At 74.5% G+C, this 17153-nt stretch carries 21 protein-coding genes; 8 read left to right on the top strand and 13 right to left on the bottom strand.

Annotation, left to right across the window (positions count from 1 at the left end):
- Positions 1-296 precede the first annotated feature (296 nt).
- On the top strand, positions 297-638 hold the full coding sequence (locus tag ACZ6S5_RS16300; RefSeq protein ID WP_466001063.1) for a hypothetical protein: 342 nt from the start codon (positions 297-299) through the stop codon (positions 636-638).
- A 30-nt stretch (positions 639-668) separates the two neighbouring features.
- Here the strand turns inward: ACZ6S5_RS16300 and ACZ6S5_RS16295 are convergent, their stop codons facing one another.
- Complete coding sequence (locus tag ACZ6S5_RS16295) at positions 669-1139, bottom strand: cyclic nucleotide-binding domain-containing protein (protein ID WP_466001061.1); 471 nt, start codon at positions 1137-1139, stop codon at positions 669-671.
- Positions 1140-1198: 59 nt separating this feature from the next.
- On the bottom strand, positions 1199-1615 hold the full coding sequence (locus ACZ6S5_RS16290) for an Hsp20/alpha crystallin family protein (protein ID WP_466001059.1): 417 nt from the start codon (positions 1613-1615) through the stop codon (positions 1199-1201).
- A gap of 149 nt (positions 1616-1764) precedes the next feature.
- On the opposite strand from ACZ6S5_RS16290, the gene ACZ6S5_RS16285 reads away from it, so the two are divergent.
- A complete protein-coding gene (locus ACZ6S5_RS16285; protein WP_466001057.1) occupies positions 1765-2673 on the top strand; it encodes a universal stress protein in 909 nt (302 codons plus the stop codon).
- A gap of 298 nt (positions 2674-2971) precedes the next feature.
- A complete protein-coding gene (locus ACZ6S5_RS16280; RefSeq protein WP_466001056.1) occupies positions 2972-3859 on the top strand; it encodes a universal stress protein in 888 nt (295 codons plus the stop codon).
- A gap of 11 nt (positions 3860-3870) precedes the next feature.
- Here ACZ6S5_RS16280 and ACZ6S5_RS16275 read toward each other — a convergent pair whose 3' ends face one another.
- Both ACZ6S5_RS16275 and ACZ6S5_RS16270 read right to left on the bottom strand, forming a co-directional pair.
- A complete protein-coding gene (locus ACZ6S5_RS16275) occupies positions 3871-4497 on the bottom strand; it encodes an FMN reductase (RefSeq protein WP_466001054.1) in 627 nt (208 codons plus the stop codon).
- Positions 4494-5633 carry an LLM class flavin-dependent oxidoreductase gene (locus tag ACZ6S5_RS16270; protein ID WP_466001052.1) on the bottom strand — a complete coding sequence of 380 codons (1140 nt, stop codon included), beginning with the start codon at positions 5631-5633 and terminating at the stop codon, positions 4494-4496. The genes ACZ6S5_RS16275 and ACZ6S5_RS16270 overlap by 4 nt, the downstream gene beginning before the upstream one ends.
- 170 nt (positions 5634-5803) lie before the next feature.
- On the opposite strand from ACZ6S5_RS16270, the gene ACZ6S5_RS16265 reads away from it, so the two are divergent.
- Positions 5804-6205 (top strand): DUF3224 domain-containing protein, encoded by a 402-nt coding sequence (locus ACZ6S5_RS16265; protein WP_466001050.1) that lies wholly within the window; start codon positions 5804-5806, stop codon positions 6203-6205.
- Between the two features lie 27 nt (positions 6206-6232).
- On the opposite strand, the gene ACZ6S5_RS16260 is transcribed toward ACZ6S5_RS16265, so the two are convergent.
- Positions 6233-6544 carry a hypothetical protein gene (locus ACZ6S5_RS16260; protein WP_466001048.1) on the bottom strand — a complete coding sequence of 104 codons (312 nt, stop codon included), beginning with the start codon at positions 6542-6544 and terminating at the stop codon, positions 6233-6235.
- A 163-nt stretch (positions 6545-6707) separates the two neighbouring features.
- On the opposite strand from ACZ6S5_RS16260, the gene ACZ6S5_RS16255 reads away from it, so the two are divergent.
- From ACZ6S5_RS16255 to ACZ6S5_RS16240, 4 genes are all read left to right on the top strand, one after another.
- Positions 6708-7328, top strand: coding sequence for a DNA-3-methyladenine glycosylase (locus tag ACZ6S5_RS16255; protein WP_466001046.1), 621 nt, complete (start codon positions 6708-6710; stop codon positions 7326-7328).
- Positions 7329-7529: 201 nt separating this feature from the next.
- On the top strand, positions 7530-7964 hold the full coding sequence (locus ACZ6S5_RS16250; protein WP_466001044.1) for a DNA-binding protein: 435 nt from the start codon (positions 7530-7532) through the stop codon (positions 7962-7964).
- Positions 7965-8041: 77 nt separating this feature from the next.
- Positions 8042-8395, top strand: coding sequence for an MmcQ/YjbR family DNA-binding protein (locus ACZ6S5_RS16245; protein WP_466001042.1), 354 nt, complete (start codon positions 8042-8044; stop codon positions 8393-8395).
- A 77-nt stretch (positions 8396-8472) separates the two neighbouring features.
- Complete coding sequence (locus ACZ6S5_RS16240; protein WP_466001040.1) at positions 8473-8640, top strand: hypothetical protein; 168 nt, start codon at positions 8473-8475, stop codon at positions 8638-8640.
- Positions 8641-8701: 61 nt separating this feature from the next.
- On the opposite strand, the gene argH is transcribed toward ACZ6S5_RS16240, so the two are convergent.
- Genes argH through argC form a run of 8 tightly spaced genes read right to left on the bottom strand, consistent with a single transcriptional unit; the run spans position 8702 to position 17082 of the window.
- A complete protein-coding gene (gene argH, locus ACZ6S5_RS16235; protein ID WP_466001076.1) occupies positions 8702-10165 on the bottom strand; it encodes an argininosuccinate lyase in 1464 nt (487 codons plus the stop codon).
- A 14-nt stretch (positions 10166-10179) separates the two neighbouring features.
- Positions 10180-11385: an argininosuccinate synthase gene (locus ACZ6S5_RS16230; RefSeq protein WP_466001038.1), complete on the bottom strand. Its 1206-nt coding sequence runs from the start codon at positions 11383-11385 to the stop codon at positions 10180-10182.
- On the bottom strand, positions 11382-11897 hold the full coding sequence (locus tag ACZ6S5_RS16225; protein WP_466001036.1) for an arginine repressor: 516 nt from the start codon (positions 11895-11897) through the stop codon (positions 11382-11384). Before ACZ6S5_RS16225 ends, ACZ6S5_RS16230 begins: the two co-directional genes overlap by 4 nt.
- Entirely contained in the window at positions 11894-12823 is a 930-nt protein-coding gene (gene argF, locus ACZ6S5_RS16220) for an ornithine carbamoyltransferase (protein ID WP_466001034.1), read from the bottom strand. The genes ACZ6S5_RS16225 and argF overlap by 4 nt, the downstream gene beginning before the upstream one ends.
- Positions 12820-14031, bottom strand: a complete 1212-nt coding sequence (locus ACZ6S5_RS16215; protein WP_466001032.1) for an acetylornithine transaminase — start codon at positions 14029-14031, stop codon at positions 12820-12822. The genes argF and ACZ6S5_RS16215 overlap by 4 nt, the downstream gene beginning before the upstream one ends.
- A complete protein-coding gene (gene argB / locus ACZ6S5_RS16210) occupies positions 14028-14915 on the bottom strand; it encodes an acetylglutamate kinase (protein ID WP_466001030.1) in 888 nt (295 codons plus the stop codon). The genes ACZ6S5_RS16215 and argB overlap by 4 nt, the downstream gene beginning before the upstream one ends.
- Positions 14912-16084, bottom strand: coding sequence for a bifunctional glutamate N-acetyltransferase/amino-acid acetyltransferase ArgJ (gene argJ, locus ACZ6S5_RS16205; protein WP_466001028.1), 1173 nt, complete (start codon positions 16082-16084; stop codon positions 14912-14914). Before argJ ends, argB begins: the two co-directional genes overlap by 4 nt.
- Positions 16081-17082: an N-acetyl-gamma-glutamyl-phosphate reductase gene (argC, locus tag ACZ6S5_RS16200; protein ID WP_466001026.1), complete on the bottom strand. Its 1002-nt coding sequence runs from the start codon at positions 17080-17082 to the stop codon at positions 16081-16083. Before argC ends, argJ begins: the two co-directional genes overlap by 4 nt.
- Positions 17083-17153: the final 71 nt, after the last annotated feature.

Below are 17153 nucleotides of genomic sequence, written 5' to 3'. Positions count from 1 at the left end.
CCCCCCCCCCCCCCCCCCCCCCCCCCCCCCCCCCCCCCCCCCCCCCCCCCCCCCCCCCCCCCCCCCCCCCCCCCCCCCCCCCCCCCCCCCCGGGTCCGGGCCGCCGGTCCGTGCCGCCGGTCCGGGCCGGAGCGGGCCGATCCCCGGGCCGGAGCGGGCGAGTCGACGCCGAGGGGCTCGCCGGGCGCCGACCCGGGCGGCCGCGGTGCGGGCGCGCCGACTGCGGGATCACCCGGGCGGGGGACGACCCGCCCAGGGCGTCCCCGACGGCCGGAACGCCCCCGAGAATCGGGGGCATGACCAGCTCCCGGCGTTGTGCCCACGACCGCCACGGCCCGGCGTCCCACGTCCGCACCCTGGCCGCCGCCACGCACCGGGCGCGGGCAGCCCGACCACGGGTGGTGGGCCCCACCGCCGCCGGACCACGGGCGCTCGGCCCCACGGCGGCCGCGCCCCTGGCACTCGGCGCGGCCGCGCTCGGCGCGGTGGCGGTGGGCGCGCTGGCGATCGGCCGGCTGGCCATCCGCCGGGCGGTGATCCGGGAGCTGCGCATCGGCCGGCTGGAGGTGGCGGAGCTGGTGGTCCGGCGGCGCATCGACCCGACGGCGGCCGCGGAGGGACAGTTCGGCGCGCGGTGACGGCGGCCCGCGCCGTGGCGGTCGGGCGGCTCAGCCCGCCACGGACGTCGGATAGCCGTACAGGTCGAGCAGGCGTACCCGGGAGGCCTGGAGCCGGTCCACCACCACGGACATGAAGCGGGCGGTGAGCTGACGGCCCAGCGCGTCGTCGGACTCCATCAGCCGGCGTACCCCGGCGGCGCTGAACTCGACGGCGGTGCTGCGCCGCACGGCGACCGCGCCGAACTGCCAGCGGTACGGCGGGAAGAGCCAGGACCAGCCGAGCACCCCGCCCGGGCCGATGGTCTCGATCCCCACGTCGCCGCGGCCGGGCACCGGGAAGTCCAGCGCCACCTCGCCGCCGCGGACCAGCCAGAACCGCTCGGCGGGCTGGCCGGCGCGGAACAGCCGGTGCCCGGGGTGCCAGACCACCGGGCGGGCGTAGCCGGTCAGCCGGGGCAACCACTCCTGCGGCAGCCCGGCGAGGAAGGGGTGTTCGCGAAGCATCTCCAACGGGGTCATCACGCCTCCACTATCGGGTGAGGGACCCGGCGTCGGACCGGGTCCCTCGTTGGCGGGGGTCACTTCTTGGCGCCGTGCTCCACGGTGATCGGGATCTCCCGCGCGGCCGGCTCTGTCGCACCGACGGTCGCGGTGATCTCGAGGATGCCGTTCGCGTAACGGGCCGCGATGGTCTCCTCCTTGACGCCGGCGGGCAGCGGGATGAGCCGGGAGAAGGAGCCGTAGTGGAACTCGGAGTGGACCTTGTCCGTGTGGCTCTCCCGGCGGACCACGTCCAGCCGCAGGTTCTCGCCGGTACGCGTGATCCGCACGTCCTTCGCCGGGTCGATGCCCGGGAGTTCGGCGCGGACGACGTACCGTTCGCCGTCGAGGTAGTCCTCGACCCGGATGGTCGGCGCCAGCATCGGCAGCCAGGACAGGTTCGTCCAGTCGAACGGCGCCAGGGTGCCGCCCCGGAACTTGGTGACAGTGGACATTTTCGACCTCCTTGTCGATCGTCCCGACCCCATCCCACTCCCGTACGACCCGGATCGTCAGGGCCGATGGTCCCGGGCCGCGCGGGCACAGGGCCTCTGCCCGGCCGGCGACGGCGGGAGAAGGCTGGAGGTGGACGAAGGAGGACGCGATGACCGACAGAGCTGGCGCCCCGATCGTGGTGGGCGTGGACGGTTCCCCCTCGGCACTGGACGCGGTCCGGGTGGCCGCGCGGGAGGCGGGGGCCCGGCACCGGCCGCTACGGGTGGTGAACGCGTTCCTGTGGCCGCTGCTCGGCACCCCGCTGGGTCCGGTCGCCGCCGTGCTGCCGGACGACGAGGTGCGGCAGGAGGCGGGCAAGCTGATCGCCGAGGCGGTCGACGAGGCGCGCAAGATTGATGCCGAGCTCCAGGTCACCGGCGAAGTGGTCGACGGCGGCCCGGTCGCGGTGCTGCTGCGGGAGAGCCGGGACGCCGCGCTGCTCGTGCTCGGCCACCGGGGCCTGGGCGGCTTCGCCGAGCTGCTGGTCGGCTCGGCGGCGGTGCAGGTGTCGGCCCGTGCCGACTGCCCGGTGCTGGTGGTCCGGGAGGAGCCGCGCGCCGACGGCCCGGTCGTGGTCGGGGTGGACGGCTCCGCGCTCTCCGGCGAGGCGATCGGCTTCGCCTTCGCCGAGGCGGCGCAGCGCGGCACCGACCTGGTCGCCGTGCACGCCTGGCTCTACCCGCCGCCCGCGGCGTACCGCGAGTCCTACGGCGACATCATGCCGCTGGTGTACGACCCCGAGGAGCTGCGCGCCGAGGAGGAGCGGGTGCTCGCCGAGGCGGTCGCCGGCTGGGCCGAGCGCTACCCGGACGTCCCGGTACGGCAGAAGTTGATCGCGGCCAACCCGGCCCGCGCGCTGGTCGAGGAGTCGACCGACGCGCAGCTGACCGTGGTCGGCGCGCACGGCCGGGGCAGCCTCGGCGGGCTGCTGCTCGGCTCGGTCAGCCACGCGGTGCTGCACCACTGCCGCAGCCCGCTGGCGATCGTCCGGCACCGCAAGGGCCGCGCCGCCGCCTGACCGGAACAGCGCCGCGCCGGCCGTCTCCCCGGCGGCCGGCGCGGAACGGCGTCCGGCACCGCTGTCCGCCGCCGCCGACCCGGGGTACGCGGCTCCGTCGGCTGCCCGAGGTGGCCGGCCTCGACCTGGCCGTCCACGCCGCCCGCGGCGGACGTCCACGCCCCGCGGCAGCCCGCTCCGCCGACACCGCGAGACGCCGCAGGGCGGCCTGGTCACGGACCGGTCGCGGGATTGTCGGCGGCAAATGCGGGCCGGCGGGCGCGTCGCCGTCGACAATGGCCTGAGCCGACCGGAAGGGATGCCGATGAACCGACCTGTCGTGGCGGGGGTCGACGGATCGTCGTCCAGCCTGACCGCCGCCGAGCACGCCGCGCGGGCCGCCGTCCAGCGGTCCCGGCCGCTGCACCTGGTGCACGGCTACCTGCACCCGCTCGGCTACGGCGTGCCGCTCAACCCGTACGACCTCGGGGTGCCGGCCCCCACCGAGGCGGCGCAGCAGATGCTCGACCAGTTGGCGGCCGAGCTGACCGACCGCCATCCCACCCTGGCGGTGCAGGTCCGCCAGCTGGCCGGCGGTCCCGGCGCCACGCTGGTCGAGGAGTCCCGCCGGGCCGACCTGGTGGTGGTGGGCAGCCGGGGGGTGGGCGGCTTCACCGGGCTGTTGCTCGGCTCGGTCAGCGGGCAGGTGGCCCAGCACGGGCACTGCCCGGTGCTGGTGGTGCGCCCCGCCGAGCAGCCGATCCCGGTGGACGGGCCGGTGCTGGTCGGCGTGGACGGTTCCGAGTCGGCGGCGCTCGCCGTCCGGCTCGCCGCCGACGAGGCGGTACGCCGGGACACCGATCTCGTGCTGGTGCACGTCCGCCCGGCGGAGCGGGGCGGCGCGGTGCCGGAGGAGGCGGCCGAGGCGGCGGCCGCCGGGCAGGCGGAGTCGGCGGAGCTGCTGGCCCGGGCGGCCGCCCGGATCCGGTCGGACCACCCGGTGCTGACCGTGGTGGAGCGGCCGGTCCGGGCCGCCTCGCCGGAGCAGGCGCTGATCGAGGCGAGCGGGGAGGCGGCCCTGGTGGTGGTCGGGTCGCGTGGCCGGGGCGGCTTCGTCGGGCTGCTGCTCGGCTCGGTCAGCCAGGCCCTGGTGCAGCACGCCCACTGTCCCGTGCTGGTGGCCCACCCGTACGAGCCGGCCGACTGACCGCCGGCGGGTCAGGCCGGGTCGCGGCCCGCGAGCAGCTCCTCGAAACTGGTGGTGAGGGCGAACGGGTCGGCCGGACCGGTCGCCGCCGGGCGGCGGTCCACCTGCTCGGCCAGCTCGACGCCGGCCCGCCGGATGCGGGCCCGCAGCGCCCCCTCGGCGCCGTCGCCCGACCAGTCCTCCGGGGCGGCGAAGACCGCCGTCGGCACGACCACCGCCCGCAGGTACGCGAACATCGGGCGGACCGCGTGCTCCAGGGCGAGCGAGTGCCGGGCGGTGCCGCCGGTCGCCCCGATCAGCACCGGCTTGCCGCCCAGGGCGTCCCGGTCGACCACGTCGAAGAACGACTTGAACAGCCCGTTGTACGAGGCGTTGAAGATCGGCGAGACGGCGATCAGGCCGTCCGCCCCGGCGACGGTGTCCAGCGCGTCCCGAAGGGCGGCCGGCGGAAAGCCGGTGAGCAGGTGGTTCACCACGTCGTGGGCGTGCTCGCGCAGCTCCACCGGGCGGATCTCCACCTCGGCGCCGCGCCGGACCAGCTCGTCGCCGGCGGCCGCGGCGAGCTGGTCGGCGAGCAGTCGGGTCGAGGACGGCTGGCCGAGGCCGGCCGAGACGACGGCCAGGGTACGGCGGGTCATCGGGCCTCCTCGGGCGCCTTGCCGGTCACGTCGTCGACGGCTTGGACGGTGCTGCCCTTGGCGCCCCCGACGGCGGCCCGCAGCGAGGCGTGGGTCGGCGCCTCGGGCACGTGCGCCGGGCGCAGCGAGTCGAACTCCTTGCGCAGCACCGGGACGACCTCCTCGCCGAGCAGGTCGAGCTGCTCCAGGACGGTCTTCAGCGGCAGGCCGGCATGGTCGATCAGGAAGAGCTGGCGCTGGTAGTCGCCGACGTACTCGCGGAAGCCGAGCGTCCGGTCGATGACCTGCTGCGGGCTGCCCACGGTCAGCGGCGTCTCCCGGCTGAACTCCTCCAGCGACGGGCCGTGCCCGTAGACCGGGGCGTTGTCGAAGTACGGCCGGAACTCGCGGACCGCGTCCTGGGAGTTCCTCCGCATGAACACCTGCCCGCCGAGGCCGACGATGGCCTGGTCGGCGGAGCCGTGGCCGTAGTGCGCGAAGCGCTGCCGGTAGAGGCCGATCATCCGCTGGGTGTGCTCCTTGGGCCAGAAGATGTGGTTGGCGAAGAAGCCGTCACCGTAGTACGCGGCCTGCTCGGCGATCTCGGGGCTGCGGATCGAGCCGTGCCAGACGAACGGCGGGACGCCGTCGAGCGGGCGCGGCGTCGAGGTGAACGACTGCAGCGGCGTACGGAACCGGCCCTTCCAGTCGACCACGTCCTCCCGCCACAGCCGGCGCAGCAGGTCGTAGTTCTCGATGGCGAGGGGAATGCCGTTGCGGATGTCCTGCCCGAACCACGGGTAGACCGGGCCGGTGTTGCCGCGGCCCATCATCAGGTCCACCCGGCCGTCGGCCAGGTGCTGGAGCATCGCGTAGTCCTCGGCGATCTTCACCGGGTCGTTGGTGGTGATCAACGTGGTCGAGGTGGACAGCAGGAGCCGCTCCGTGCGGGCCGCGATGTGGCCGAGCATGGTGGTGGGCGACGACGGCACGAACGGCGGGTTGTGGTGCTCGCCGGTCGCGAAGACGTCGAGCCCGACCTCCTCGGCCTTGAGCGCGATGGCCACCATGGCCTTGATCCGCTCATGCTCGGACGGCAGCCGCCCGTTGGTCGGGTCGACCGTGACGTCGCCGACGGTGAAGACTCCGAACTGCATGACCAGCTCCTCGCGTGACGTCCGGACCGCCGCGGCCCGGGATCGCACCGCACAACATATTTGACGAGTCAACTATTCCGTCTGGGCCTCGGCCCCGGGTGGCCCAGCTCACTGCCCGCGGCAGGTTACCTGACAGGAGATGTCAGCCTCCCCGGGACAGGATCACGGGCATGACCGGACGCGCGGAGGGCGGCTTCACCCTCGACAGCTGGCAGCAGGAAGCCTACGACGAGGCCGACGGGGCCGTGCTGGCCGAGGCCCGGATCACCAAGACCTTCACCGGCGGCCTCGCCGGCACCAGCACCACCCGGATCCTGATGTGCCAGGCGCAGGTCGAGACCAGCGCCGCGTACGCGGGGTTCGAGCGGTTCACCGGCGCGCTGGGCGGCCGCAAGGGCAGCTTCGTGCTGCACCACGACGCCACCGCGCACGCCGAGGAGGGGTCGACGCTTTCCTGGACGGTCGTGCCCGACTCGGGCACCGACGAGCTGCGAGGGCTGCGCGGCGACGGGCAGATCATCCGGGATGCGGACGGCGCCCACCGCTACCTGCTCGAGTACGAGCTGCCCTGAGCGGTGGCCCGGCCGCCCCCGCTACGTCTACTGGCCTCCGTACGGCGGCTGCGAGCCGGACGGCGGCTGCGGCGGGTACCCCTGGCCGGTCGACGGCGGGTACCCCGGACCCGGTGGCTGCCAACCGTGCGGGTGCGGCTGGCCGGGGTACGGCTGGCCCGGGTGCGGCTGCATGGGGTAGGGCTGGCCGGGATACGACGGCTGCCCGGCCTGCGGGGGCGCCGACGGGCGTTTCCGCCGCCGACTCACCACCAGCACGATCACCGTGGTGATCACGGCCAGCACGAGGAGCGGGCACACGACCCGGCCGAACACGTAGCCCACGTCGTACGCCGTCACCGCGTCCGCCTTCCTCGTCGCCGCAGCCGCCGACCCTAGCGGATCCCGGCGCGGCGCGCGGCCCCCGCGATCGGGGATCCGGACGGGCACTGCCGTCCGATCCGTCCGCCCCCGGCACCGGAGTCGGTTTGCCGATCCCCCCGCTCCGACGTTTCCTGGACCGGTGGACTACTCGTGGTTGCAGGCCCCCGCCGCCGAGGTGCCCGAGACGGCGCGCACGCTGCTGGGCTGGGAGATCTCGGCCGGCGGCGTCCGGGTCCGGCTGACCGAGGTCGAGGCGTACGCCGGGACGGGCGAGGATCCGGCCTCGCACGCGCACCGGGGGCCGACCCCCCGGACGAAGGTCATGTTCGGGCCGGCCGGGCACGCCTACACCTACTTCGTGTTCGGGATGCACTGGTGCCTGAACATCGTCTGCGGGCGGGACGGAGAGGCGGCCGCGGTGCTGCTGCGCGCGGGTGAGGTCGTCGAGGGGCTGGATCTGGCCCGCGCACGGCGCGGGGAGGTGCCCGACCGCGACCTGGCGCGGGGGCCGGCCCGGCTGGTGGTCGCGCTGGGGATCACCGCGGCGGCGAACGGCACGTCCATGGTCGACGGCACCGGTCCCCTGCTGCTGACGCCGCCGTCCCGGCTGGTCGTCCCGTCGGCCGTCTCCGCCGGCCCGCGGGTCGGCGTGGCCGCCGCGCACGACGTGCCCTGGCGCTTCTGGATCACCGACGATCCCACGGTGAGCACGTACCGCCGGCATGTGCCCCGCCGCAGGACGGCGGCGCCGGCCCACTGAGGTGGTGGCCGGTCAGTGACCGGCTCGGGCTGCCGGTCGCCGTGCCGAGCACGGCGCGGCGACGCTCCGTCGGGGAGCGGCGGTAGCGAGCACCTCGGGCTGGGCGCCCCGTCCCGGGCTGACGCCCTCGTCCGAACCGGGGCCGCGGCGTACGACGAGTTCTCAACGGAATGTTGACAAGGGACTGTTCAAAGAGGTCTGATGGACGACATGGTCACGCTGAACAACGACCCGTTCACCACTCCGGATGCTGCCCAGGCCCGCGCGCACCGCAACTACGCGGCGCTCATGCGGATCGCGGAACGGCACGCGGGCACCAACGCCCGGCGCCGGCGCTACGCCCACCCCGACGTCCCGGACGCGTACGAGGCGGCGACCCTGGTGATGGCCCTCGCGGGCGGGGCGGAGATGGAGCCGGGCGAGGAAGCGGTCGACCACGCCGACCTGATGGCCGCGCTGACCCTGATCCCGCACGTCCGCTCGGAGGTGGACACGCTGGAGGCCGGCCTGTTGCAGACGGCCCGTGGCCGGGGCATGACCTGGCAGGCGATCGCCTTCGGGCTGGGGCTGGGCAGCGCGCAGGCGGCCCGGCAGCGCTACGAGCGGCTGACCGTGCGCACCGGCACCGGCGACTGATCCGGCTACGCCCGCGCCGGCGCGGGCTGTCGGACCGGGGAGCGAAACTGTCCGGACGACCGGCACGGGAGGATGCGATGACCCGCGAGGAGATGCTGGCGTACTGCCTGGCGAAGCCCGGGGCCTGGCTGGACCGGCCCTGGGAGGGCGACGAGGTGGTCAAGGTGGGCAGCCGGATCTTCGCGTTCCTCGGCTCGCCCGACGGCGAGGCCCGGGTGGGGGTGAAGTGCGGCCCATCCCGGGAGGTGGCCGACGAGTGGCTGCACCGCTTCCCCGCCGACGCGCGCCCGTCCCCCTACATCGGCCGGTCCGGCTGGAACACGCTGCGGCTGGACGACGGCATCCCCGACGACGAACTGCTGGACGCGGTCGACGGGTCGTATGACGCGGTGGTGGCGAAGCTGCCCCGGCGCGAGCGGCCGACGGCCTGACGCTCTCCTCCGGACGCCCCTTTCGCGCGCATCGGCGAGGGGATGGCTCGTCGCGCCGACACCTGATCGAGTACAAGATGCTCGGCCTGGGCATGGCCGTCGCCGTCGTGGTCGACGCGACGGTGGTCCGCGGCGTGCTGTTGCCGGCCGCCCTCGCCCTGCTCGGCGAGCGGGCGTGGGGCCGTGCCCGACGAACCGTTCCCGAACGGGCCGACGCGGCCGGTCCGCTCGTCCCGGCCGGTTGAGCGGACGCCCGCCGGTGGCCGGTCGAACGGCCACCGGCGGGCGCCGGCGTGCATCAGCGACTCAGCGGGGCACGACCTGCTCGGCGGCCCAGTCCCGCCAGCCGGTCAGCTTGTCCGCGGCGGCGGCGAGCTGGTCGGCGACCGGCCCGGGGCCGGTGGAGCCGGGGGTGATCCGGGCGGCCAGGGCGGACCGCACCGAGAGCACGTCCCGCACCGACGGGTCCAGGTGCGGGCTGATCGCGGCGAGGTCGTCGTCGGAGACCTCGTCGAGGGCGCACTCCCGGGCCGCGCAGAGCGCCACCAGTTTGCCGGTGATCTCGTGCGCCTCGCGGAACGGCACGCCCCGGAGGACCAGCCAGTCCGCCACCTCGGTGGCGAGCGAGAAACCGGCCGGCGCGTCGGCTACCAGTCGGTCGGCGCGTACCGTCATCGTGGAGATCATCCCGGCAAGGGCCGGCAGGAGCAGCTCCAGGGTGTCGACCGCGTCGAAGGCCGGCTCCTTGTCCTCCTGCATGTCCCGGTCGTACGTCATCGGCAGGCCCTTGAGCATGGTGAGCACACTCATCAGCCCGCCGACGAGCCGGCCGGACTTGCCCCGGGCCAGCTCGGCGATGTCCGCGTTCTTCTTCTGGGGCATGATCGACGACCCGGTGGCGAAGGAATCGTCCAGCTCCACCCAGCCGAACTGCTGCGAGGTCCAGAGCACCACCTCCTCGCCGAGGCGGGACAGGTGCACGCCGATCATCGCGGTCACGAAGAGGAACTCGGCGACGAAGTCCCGGTCGGCGACCGCGTCCATCGAGTTGGCGAAGGACGTCCGGAAGCCCAGCTCCTTGGCCACCACCACCGGGTCCAGCGGCAGGCCGGAGCCGGCGAGCGCGCCCGCGCCGAGCGGGCTGATCGCCGTCCGGTGGTCCCAGTCGCGCAGCCGCTCCAGGTCGCGCAGCAGCGGGTGCACGTGGGCGAGCAGCCAGTGCCCGAAGGTGACCGGCTGGGCGTGCTGGAGGTGGGTCATGCCGGGAGCGGCGGTGTCGACGTGCCGCCCGGCCTGCTCGACCAGGGCCTCGGCCAGCTCGACCAGCCGGGCGGCCACCCCACGGGCGTGGTCGCGCAGGTAGAGCCGCAGGTCGGTGGCGACCTGGTCATTGCGGGACCGGCCGGCGCGCAGCTTGCCGCCGAGGCTGCCGAGCCGCTCCAGCATGCCGCGCTCCAGCGCGGTGTGCACATCCTCGTCGTCGACCGTGGGGCGGAACGCCCCGGAGGCGCAGGCGGCCTCCAGGTCGTCCAGCGCGGCCAGCATCTTCCCCAGTTCCTCGGGGTCGAGCAGGCCGGCGCCGGCCAGCACCCGGGCGTGCGCGCGGGAGCCGGCGATGTCGTACGGGGCGAGGCGCCAGTCGAACTGGACGCTCACCGACAGCCGGGCCAGGGCCTCGGAGGGGCCGCCGGCGAACCTCCCTCCCCAGAGGCTCGTCCGGTTGGCGGCGGCGCTGTTCTCGGTCAGGTTCTTGTCGTCCACCCCACCCATTGTGCTGTTCACGATCAGGCGCCACCCAACCGGGAGTCCCGCGCGGCGGCCATCTTGCTGGGCAGGCCCCACAGCTGCACGAAGCCCTTGGCGAGGGACTGGTCGAAGGTGTCGCCGGTGTCGTAGGTGGCCATGCCGAAGTCGTAGAGGCTGGCCTCCGAGCGCCGGCCGGTGACCACGGCCCGGCCGCCGTGCAGGGTGAGCCGCACCTCGCCGGAGACGTGCCGCTGGGCGTCGTCGATGAACGCGTCCAGGGAGTTCTTCAGCGGCGAGAACCAGAGGCCGTCGTAGACCAGCTCGCCCCAGCGCTGGTCGACACCGCGCTTGAACCGGGCCAGGTCCCGCTCGATGGTGACCGCCTCCAGCTCCTGGTGGGCGGTGATCAGCGCGATCGCGCCGGGCGCCTCGTACACCTCGCGGCTCTTGATGCCGACGAGCCGGTCCTCGACCATGTCGAGCCGGCCCACGCCCTGGGCGCCGGCCCGCCGGTTCAGCTCCAGGATCGCCTGGTACGGAGTGACCGTCTCGCCGTCGACGGCGACCGGTACGCCGGCGTCGAAGGTGATGACCACCTCGTCGGCGTCCCGCTCCTGGGCCGGGTCGGCGGTGTAGGAGTAGAGGTCCTCGATCGGTCCGTTCCAGATGTCCTCGAGGAAGCCGGTCTCGACGGCGCGGCCCCACAGGTTCTGATCGATCGAGTACGGCGACTTGGCCGAGACGTCGATCGGCAGACCCTTCTCCTCGGCGAAGGCGATCGCCTTGTCCCGGGTCCAGGCGAAGTCCCGGGCCGGCGCGATGATCTTCAGATCGGGCGCGAGGGCGCCCAGGCCGACCTCGAACCGGACCTGGTCGTTGCCCTTGCCGGTGCAGCCGTGCGACACGATGGTGCCGCCGTACTTCTTGGCGGCGGTCACCAGGTGCTTGACGATCAGCGGCCGGGACAGCGCGGAGACCAGCGGATAGCGGTCCATGTAGAGGGCGTTGGCCCGGATGGCCGGCAGGCAGTACTCGGCGGCGAACTCGTCGCGTGCGTCGACCACCTCGGACTCGACGGCGCCGCAGTCCAGCGCGCGCTGCCGGATGACGTTCACGTCCTCGCCGCCCTGGCCGAGGTCGACCGCGACCGCGATCACCTCGGCGCCGGTCTGCTCGGCCAGGTACGGAATTGCGACGGAGGTGTCGAGACCTCCGGAGTACGCCAGGACGACCCGCTCGGTCATGGTGTGGTGCTCCCTTCAACGTTCTCTTCCCGGCGGGCCCACGCGGCGAGCTTGTCGCCCAACGCGGCGCCGCCGTCGGCCTCGCGGGCCACGACGAGGATGGTGTCGTCGCCGGCGATGGTGCCGACGATCTCGGACAGGCCCGCCCGGTCCAACGCGCTGGCCAGGTAGTGGGCTGCGCCCGGCGGGGTGCGCAGCACGGCGATGTTGCCGCTGGAGTCGACCCCGTTGAGCAGCTCGCGCAGCAGCCGCACGAGCCGGGCCGGGGCGGCCTCGGCCTCGCGCAGCGGCCGGTGGCCGTCTTCGGGGATCAGGTAGACGCCCCGCCCGTCGCCGCCGCGCGCGGTGACCGCCCCGAGCTCCTTGAGGTCGCGGGAGAGGGTGGCCTGGGTGACCTGGATGCCGTCACCGGCGAGCAGGTCGGCCAGCTCGGTCTGCGAGTGGATGGACTGGTCGCGGATCAGCTCGACGATGCGGGCGTGCCGTGCGGCGCGGGTCAGCGGGGCGGTCATGAGGTGGATGCCTCCAGGAGAAACGTCAACAGCGCCTTCTGGGCGTGCAGCCGATTCTCCGCCTGGTCGAAGACGGCGCTGTGCGGCCCGTCGAGCACCTCGTCGGTGATCTCCTCGCCCCGGTGGGCGGGCAGGCAGTGCAGGACGATCACGTCGGCGGCGGCGTGGCCGAGCAGCGCGTCGTTGACCTGGTACGGCAGGAACGGGGTGATCCGGTCGAGGCCGTCGGACTCCTGGCCCATCGAGGTCCAGGTGTCGGTGGCGACCACGTCGGCCGCGCGGGCCGCCTCGACCGGGTCGGTGAGCACCCGGACCGAGCCACCGGTGCCGGCGGCGATCTTCTCGGCCCGGGCGACGATCTCCGGGTCGGGCTGGAAGCCGACCGGCCCGGCGATCCGCACGTGCATCCCGGCGGTCGCCCCAGCCAGCAGGTACGAGTGCGCCATGTTGTTCCCCGCGTCGCCCACGTACGCCAGGGTGCGCCCGGCGGTGGCGCCGAACCGCTCCCGCACGGTCAGCAGGTCCGCCAGCAGCTGGCACGGGTGGTACGTGTCGGTGAGCGCGTTGACCACCGGCACGGTGGCGTGCGAGGCGACCTCGGCGATCCGATCGTCGCCGTGGGTGCGCAGCACGATCGCCGCGACGTAGCGGGAGAGCACCCGGCCGGCGTCGGCCAGGCTCTCGCCCCGCCCGAAGTGGGTGACCTGGGTGTCCACCACGAGCGGGTGGCCACCCAGTTCGGCGATGCCGGCGTCGAACGAGATGCGGGTGCGCAGGCTCTGCTTGTCGAAGAGCACCGCCACCGACTTCGGCCCGGCCAGGGGCTTCTGGGCGAACCGGTCGGCCTTCATCCGGGCGGCGAGGTCGAGCACGGCGGACTGCTCGGCGGCCGACAGGTCGTCGTCGCGCAGGAAGTGCCGGATCATGCGGGGGCCTCCGTCGTGGTCGGGCTCGTCGCTGCCGCGGCGGGCAGCGCGGCGTCGAGGGCTGCGGGGAGGGCGGCCAGGAAGGCGTCGACCTGCTCGGCGCTGAGGATCAGCGGCGGGGCGAGCCGGACCACGCCGGGCTGCACCGGGTTGACCAGGAAGCCCGCCCCGCGCAGCGCGGTCGCCACCGTGCCGGAGACCGGCTGGTCGAGCACGACGCCGAGCAGCAGGCCGGCACCGCGTACCTCGGCGACCAGCGGGTGGCCGAGCGCCTCGATCCCGCGCCGCAGCCGCTCCCCGATCCGCTTGACGTGGTCGAGCAGCCCCTCGTTGGCGATGGTGGCGACCACCGCGAGGGCGGCGGCGCAGCTGACCGGGTTGCCGCCGAAGGTGGTGCCGTGCGAGCCGGGGGCGAGCAGCTCGGCCGCCCGCCCGAAGGCCAGGCAGGCGCCGATGGGCAGGCCGCCGCCGAGCCCCTTGGCCAGGGTGACGACGTCCGGCTCGACGCCCTCGGCCTGGTGGGCGAACCAGTGGCCGGTCCGGCCGACACCGGTCTGCACCTCGTCGAGCACCAGCAGGGCGCCGTGCGCGGCGGTGATCCGTCGGGCCTCGGCGAGGTAGCCGGGCGGCGGGACGACGATGCCGTTCTCCCCCTGGATCGGTTCGAGGATCACCATGGCGGTGGCGTCGGTGACCGCCTCCGCCAGGGCGGCGGCGTCGCCGTACCCGACGTGGGTGACGTCGCCGGGCAGCGGGCGGAACGGGTCGGCCTTGGCCGGCTGGCCGGTGAGCGCCAACGCGCCCATGGTCCGGCCGTGGAAGCCGCCCCGGGTGGCGACGACGTGGGTGCGCCCGGTGAGCCGGGAGAGCTTGAAGGCCGCCTCGTTGGCCTCGGCACCGGAGTTGGCGAAGAAGACCCGGCCGGGCCGGCCGGCCAGCGCCAGCAGCAGCTCGGCGAGGGCCACCGGCGGTTCGGCGACGAACAGGTTGGAGACGTGCCCGAGGGTGGCGACCTGCTTGGCGACGGCGGCCACCACGGCCGGGTGGGCGTGGCCGAGGGCGTTGACCGCGATACCGCCGAGCAGGTCGACGTACTCCCGGCCGGCCTCGTCGACCACGACGGCGCCGGCGCCGGCGACGAGCGCGAGCGGCGGGGTGCCGTAGTTGTCCATCATGGCCGCGCCCCAGCGCTCCACCAGCGTGCTCATGACGCGATCACCATCGTTCCGAACCCTTCCGAGGTGAAGACCTCGAGCAGCGTGGAGTGGGCGACCCGGCCGTCGACGACGTGCGCGGCGGGCACTCCCCCGCGCACCGCCCGCAGGCAGGCCTCCATCTTCGGGACCATCCCCGATTCCAGGGACGGCAGCAGCTTCGCCAGGTCGTCGGTGGTGATCTCGCTGACCAGGCTGGACGTGTCGGGCCAGTCCGCGTAGAGGCCGGCGACGTCGGTGAGCACGACCAGCTTGCGCGCCTCCAGGGCGACCGCGAGCGCCGCGGCGGCGGTGTCCGCGTTGAGGTTGTGCAGCACCCCGTCGGCGTCCGGCGCCACGGTCGAGATGACCGGGATCCGGCCGGCCGCGATGAGGTCGGCCACCGCGGAGACGTCCACCGACTCCACGTCGCCGACCTGCCCGACGTCGACCGGCTCCCCGTCCACGTACGCCGGCCGGCGCACCGCGGTGAACAGGCCGGCGTCCTCGCCGGAGAGGCCGACCGCGAACGGGCCGTGGGCGTTGATCAGGCCGACCAGATCCCGGCCGACCTGGCCGACGAGAACCATCCGGACGACGTCCATCGCCTCCGGGGTGGTGACCCGCAGGCCGCCCTTGAACTCGCTGGCGATGCCGAGCCGGCCCAGCATGGCGGAGATCTGCGGCCCGCCGCCGTGCACGACGACCGGCTTGAGGCCGGCGTACCGGAGGAAGACCATGTCGGCGGCGAAGGCCCGCTGCAGCTCGGGGTCGACCATGGCGTTGCCGCCGTACTTGACCACGACGGTGGCGCCGGAGAAGCGGGCCAGCCAGGGCAGGGCCTCGATCAGCGTCTCGGCCTTGGCCTGGGCCCGGGTGAGGTCGGCGGTGAGGCTCATGTCGAGTACGCCGAGTTCTCGTGCACGTACGCGTGCGACAGGTCGTTGGTCCAGATCGTCGCCACCTCGTCGCCGGCGTGCAGGTCGATCCGGATGGTCACGTCCCGGCCGGTGAGATCCACCTTGGACCGGTCCTCGGCGGCGGCCCCGCCCCGGCACACCCAGACCCCGTTGACCGCGACGTCCACGCCGTCGGGCTCGAACGCGGCGGCGGTGGTGCCGACGGCGGCGAGGATCCGCCCCCAGTTCGGGTCGTTGCCGAACAGCGCGGTCTTGACCAGGTTGTTCCGGGCCACCGAACGGCCCACCTCGACCGCGTCGTCCTCGTTCGCCGCGCCGGCCACGTCGATGGCGATCTGCTTGGTGGCGCCCTCGGCGTCGGCGATGAGCTGCTGGGCCAGGTCGTGGCAGGCGGCGGTGACCGCGGCGGTCAGCTCCGCCTCGGTGGGCTCGATCCCGGACGCGCCGCTGGCCAGCAGCAGCACCGTGTCGTTGGTGGACATGCAGCCGTCGGAGTCGACCCGGTCGAAGGTGACCCGGGTGGCGGCGCGTAGCGCGGCGTCCAGGGTCTCCGTCCCGGCCACCGCGTCGGTGGTCAGCACGCAGAGCATGGTGGCCATCGCCGGGGCGAGCATGCCGGCGCCCTTGGCCATCCCGCCGACGGTCCAGCCGCTGCCCTGGGCGACAGTGGTCTTGGGCCGGGTGTCCGTGGTCATGATCGCCTCGGCGGCCGGCCGGCCACCGTCCCGGGACAGGCCGCGGACGGCGGCCCGCACCCCGGGCAGCAGTTTGTCCATGGGGAGGCGTTCGCCGATCAGGCCGGTGGAGCAGACCGCGACCTCGCCGGCGCCGATCATCAGCCGGGCGCTGCTCCCGGTGAGCACCGCGGCGGTGTGCTCGGCGGTGGCGTGGGTGTCCTGGAAGCCGGCCGGGCCGGTGCAGGCGTTCGCGCCGCCGGAGTTGAGCACCACGGCGCGGACCACGCCGCCGCGCACGACCTGCTGGGTCCAGAGCACCGGGGCGGCCTTGACCCGGTTGGCGGTGAAGACGCCGGCGATCCCGGCGTCGGGGCCGTCGTTGACGACCAGGGCGACGTCGCCGGCGCCGCTGGCCTTGAGCCCGGCGGCCACGCCGGCCGCCCGGAAGCCCCGGGGGGTGGTCACGGTCACGGCGCTACTCCAAAGACAGGAAGGCCGATGGTCTCGGGGAGGTCGAACATGAGGTTGGCGTTCTGCACGGCCTGGCCGGCCGCGCCCTTGCCCAGGTTATCGATGGCGCTGACCACGATCACCCGGCCGGAGTCGACGTCGACGGTGGCCTGGAGGTGGCAGGAGTTCGAGCCGACCGTGGCGGCGGTGTGCGGCCACGCCCCCTCGGGCAGCACGTGCACGAAGGGCGCGTCCGCGTACGCGGCGGCGAGCACCTCGCGCGGGTCGGCGTCACCGGTCGGCACGGCGGTGACGGTGGCGAGGATGCCGCGCGGCATGGGGGCGAGCACCGGGGTGAAGGAGAGGCTGGTCGCCCCGGTGGCCTGCTTGATCTCCGGCACGTGCTGGTGCGCGCCGACCTTGTAGGGCGACAGATCGCCCATGACCTCGCTGCCGAGCAGGTGGGCCTTGGCGGCCCGGCCGGCGCCGGAGGTGCCGGAGGCGGCGACCACCACCACGTCGGTGGGGAACACTGCGCCGGCGGCGATCAGCGGGGCGAGCGCCAGGGTGGTGGCGACCGCGTAGCAGCCGGTGCTGGCCACCCGGGTGGCGGCCGCGACGGCGGCGCGCTGGCCGGGCAGCTCGGGCAGGCCGTAGGTCCAGGCGCCGGCGTGGTCGCCGCCGTAGTAGCGGGCCCAGGCGTCCGCGTCCCGCAGCCGGTGGTCGGCGCCGAGGTCGACCACCTTGACCGTGGTGGGGAGGGTCGCGGCGAGGGCCGCCGACTGGCCGTGCGGCAGCGCCAGGAAGACCAGGTCCGCGTCGGCCAGGGCGGTCGGGTCGGTCGCCCCGAACACCAGGTCCAGCCCGGCGAGCTGCGGGTGTACGGCGGTGACGGGCTGGCCGGCCGAGGAGTGGGCGGTGGCGGCCACGAGGTCGAACTCGGGGTGCTGGGCGAGCAGGCGCAGCAGCTCGCCACCGGCGTACCCACTCGCCCCGGCGACCGCAACTCGGATGCCCATACTCACCTCCGTATGACTATGCAGCCAAGACTACCGGCCTCCGCCGGCCCCTGCAAGGTCATGCAGTCGAG

The organism is Micromonospora sp. NPDC051924 (assembly GCF_055586005.1).
Note: the sequence above shows the minus strand (reverse complement) of the source record. Positions and strands in the feature narration are given on the sequence as shown.

Bases quoted from the DNA above. Each gene is read 5' to 3' on its own strand.
- ACZ6S5_RS16300 (WP_466001063.1), top strand. From the start codon at position 297: ATGACCAGCTCCCGGCGTTGTGCCCACGACCGCCACGGCCCGGCGTCC.
- ACZ6S5_RS16295 (WP_466001061.1), bottom strand. From the start codon at position 1,139: ATGACCCCGTTGGAGATGCTTCGCGAACACCCCTTCCTCGCCGGGCTG.
- ACZ6S5_RS16290 (WP_466001059.1), bottom strand. From the start codon at position 1,615: ATGTCCACTGTCACCAAGTTCCGGGGCGGCACCCTGGCGCCGTTCGAC.
- ACZ6S5_RS16285 (WP_466001057.1), top strand. From the start codon at position 1,765: ATGACCGACAGAGCTGGCGCCCCGATCGTGGTGGGCGTGGACGGTTCC.
- ACZ6S5_RS16280 (WP_466001056.1), top strand. From the start codon at position 2,972: ATGCCGATGAACCGACCTGTCGTGGCGGGGGTCGACGGATCGTCGTCC.
- ACZ6S5_RS16275 (WP_466001054.1), bottom strand. From the start codon at position 4,497: ATGACCCGCCGTACCCTGGCCGTCGTCTCGGCCGGCCTCGGCCAGCCG.
- ACZ6S5_RS16270 (WP_466001052.1), bottom strand. From the start codon at position 5,633: ATGCAGTTCGGAGTCTTCACCGTCGGCGACGTCACGGTCGACCCGACC.
- ACZ6S5_RS16265 (WP_466001050.1), top strand. From the start codon at position 5,804: ATGACCGGACGCGCGGAGGGCGGCTTCACCCTCGACAGCTGGCAGCAG.
- ACZ6S5_RS16250 (WP_466001044.1), top strand. From the start codon at position 7,530: ATGGACGACATGGTCACGCTGAACAACGACCCGTTCACCACTCCGGAT.
- ACZ6S5_RS16245 (WP_466001042.1), top strand. From the start codon at position 8,042: ATGACCCGCGAGGAGATGCTGGCGTACTGCCTGGCGAAGCCCGGGGCC.
- ACZ6S5_RS16240 (WP_466001040.1), top strand. From the start codon at position 8,473: ATGCTCGGCCTGGGCATGGCCGTCGCCGTCGTGGTCGACGCGACGGTG.
- argH (WP_466001076.1), bottom strand. From the start codon at position 10,165: ATGGGTGGGGTGGACGACAAGAACCTGACCGAGAACAGCGCCGCCGCC.
- ACZ6S5_RS16230 (WP_466001038.1), bottom strand. From the start codon at position 11,385: ATGACCGAGCGGGTCGTCCTGGCGTACTCCGGAGGTCTCGACACCTCC.
- ACZ6S5_RS16225 (WP_466001036.1), bottom strand. From the start codon at position 11,897: ATGACCGCCCCGCTGACCCGCGCCGCACGGCACGCCCGCATCGTCGAG.
- argF (WP_466001034.1), bottom strand. From the start codon at position 12,823: ATGATCCGGCACTTCCTGCGCGACGACGACCTGTCGGCCGCCGAGCAG.
- ACZ6S5_RS16215 (WP_466001032.1), bottom strand. From the start codon at position 14,031: ATGAGCACGCTGGTGGAGCGCTGGGGCGCGGCCATGATGGACAACTAC.
- argB (WP_466001030.1), bottom strand. From the start codon at position 14,915: ATGAGCCTCACCGCCGACCTCACCCGGGCCCAGGCCAAGGCCGAGACG.
- argC (WP_466001026.1), bottom strand. From the start codon at position 17,082: ATGGGCATCCGAGTTGCGGTCGCCGGGGCGAGTGGGTACGCCGGTGGC.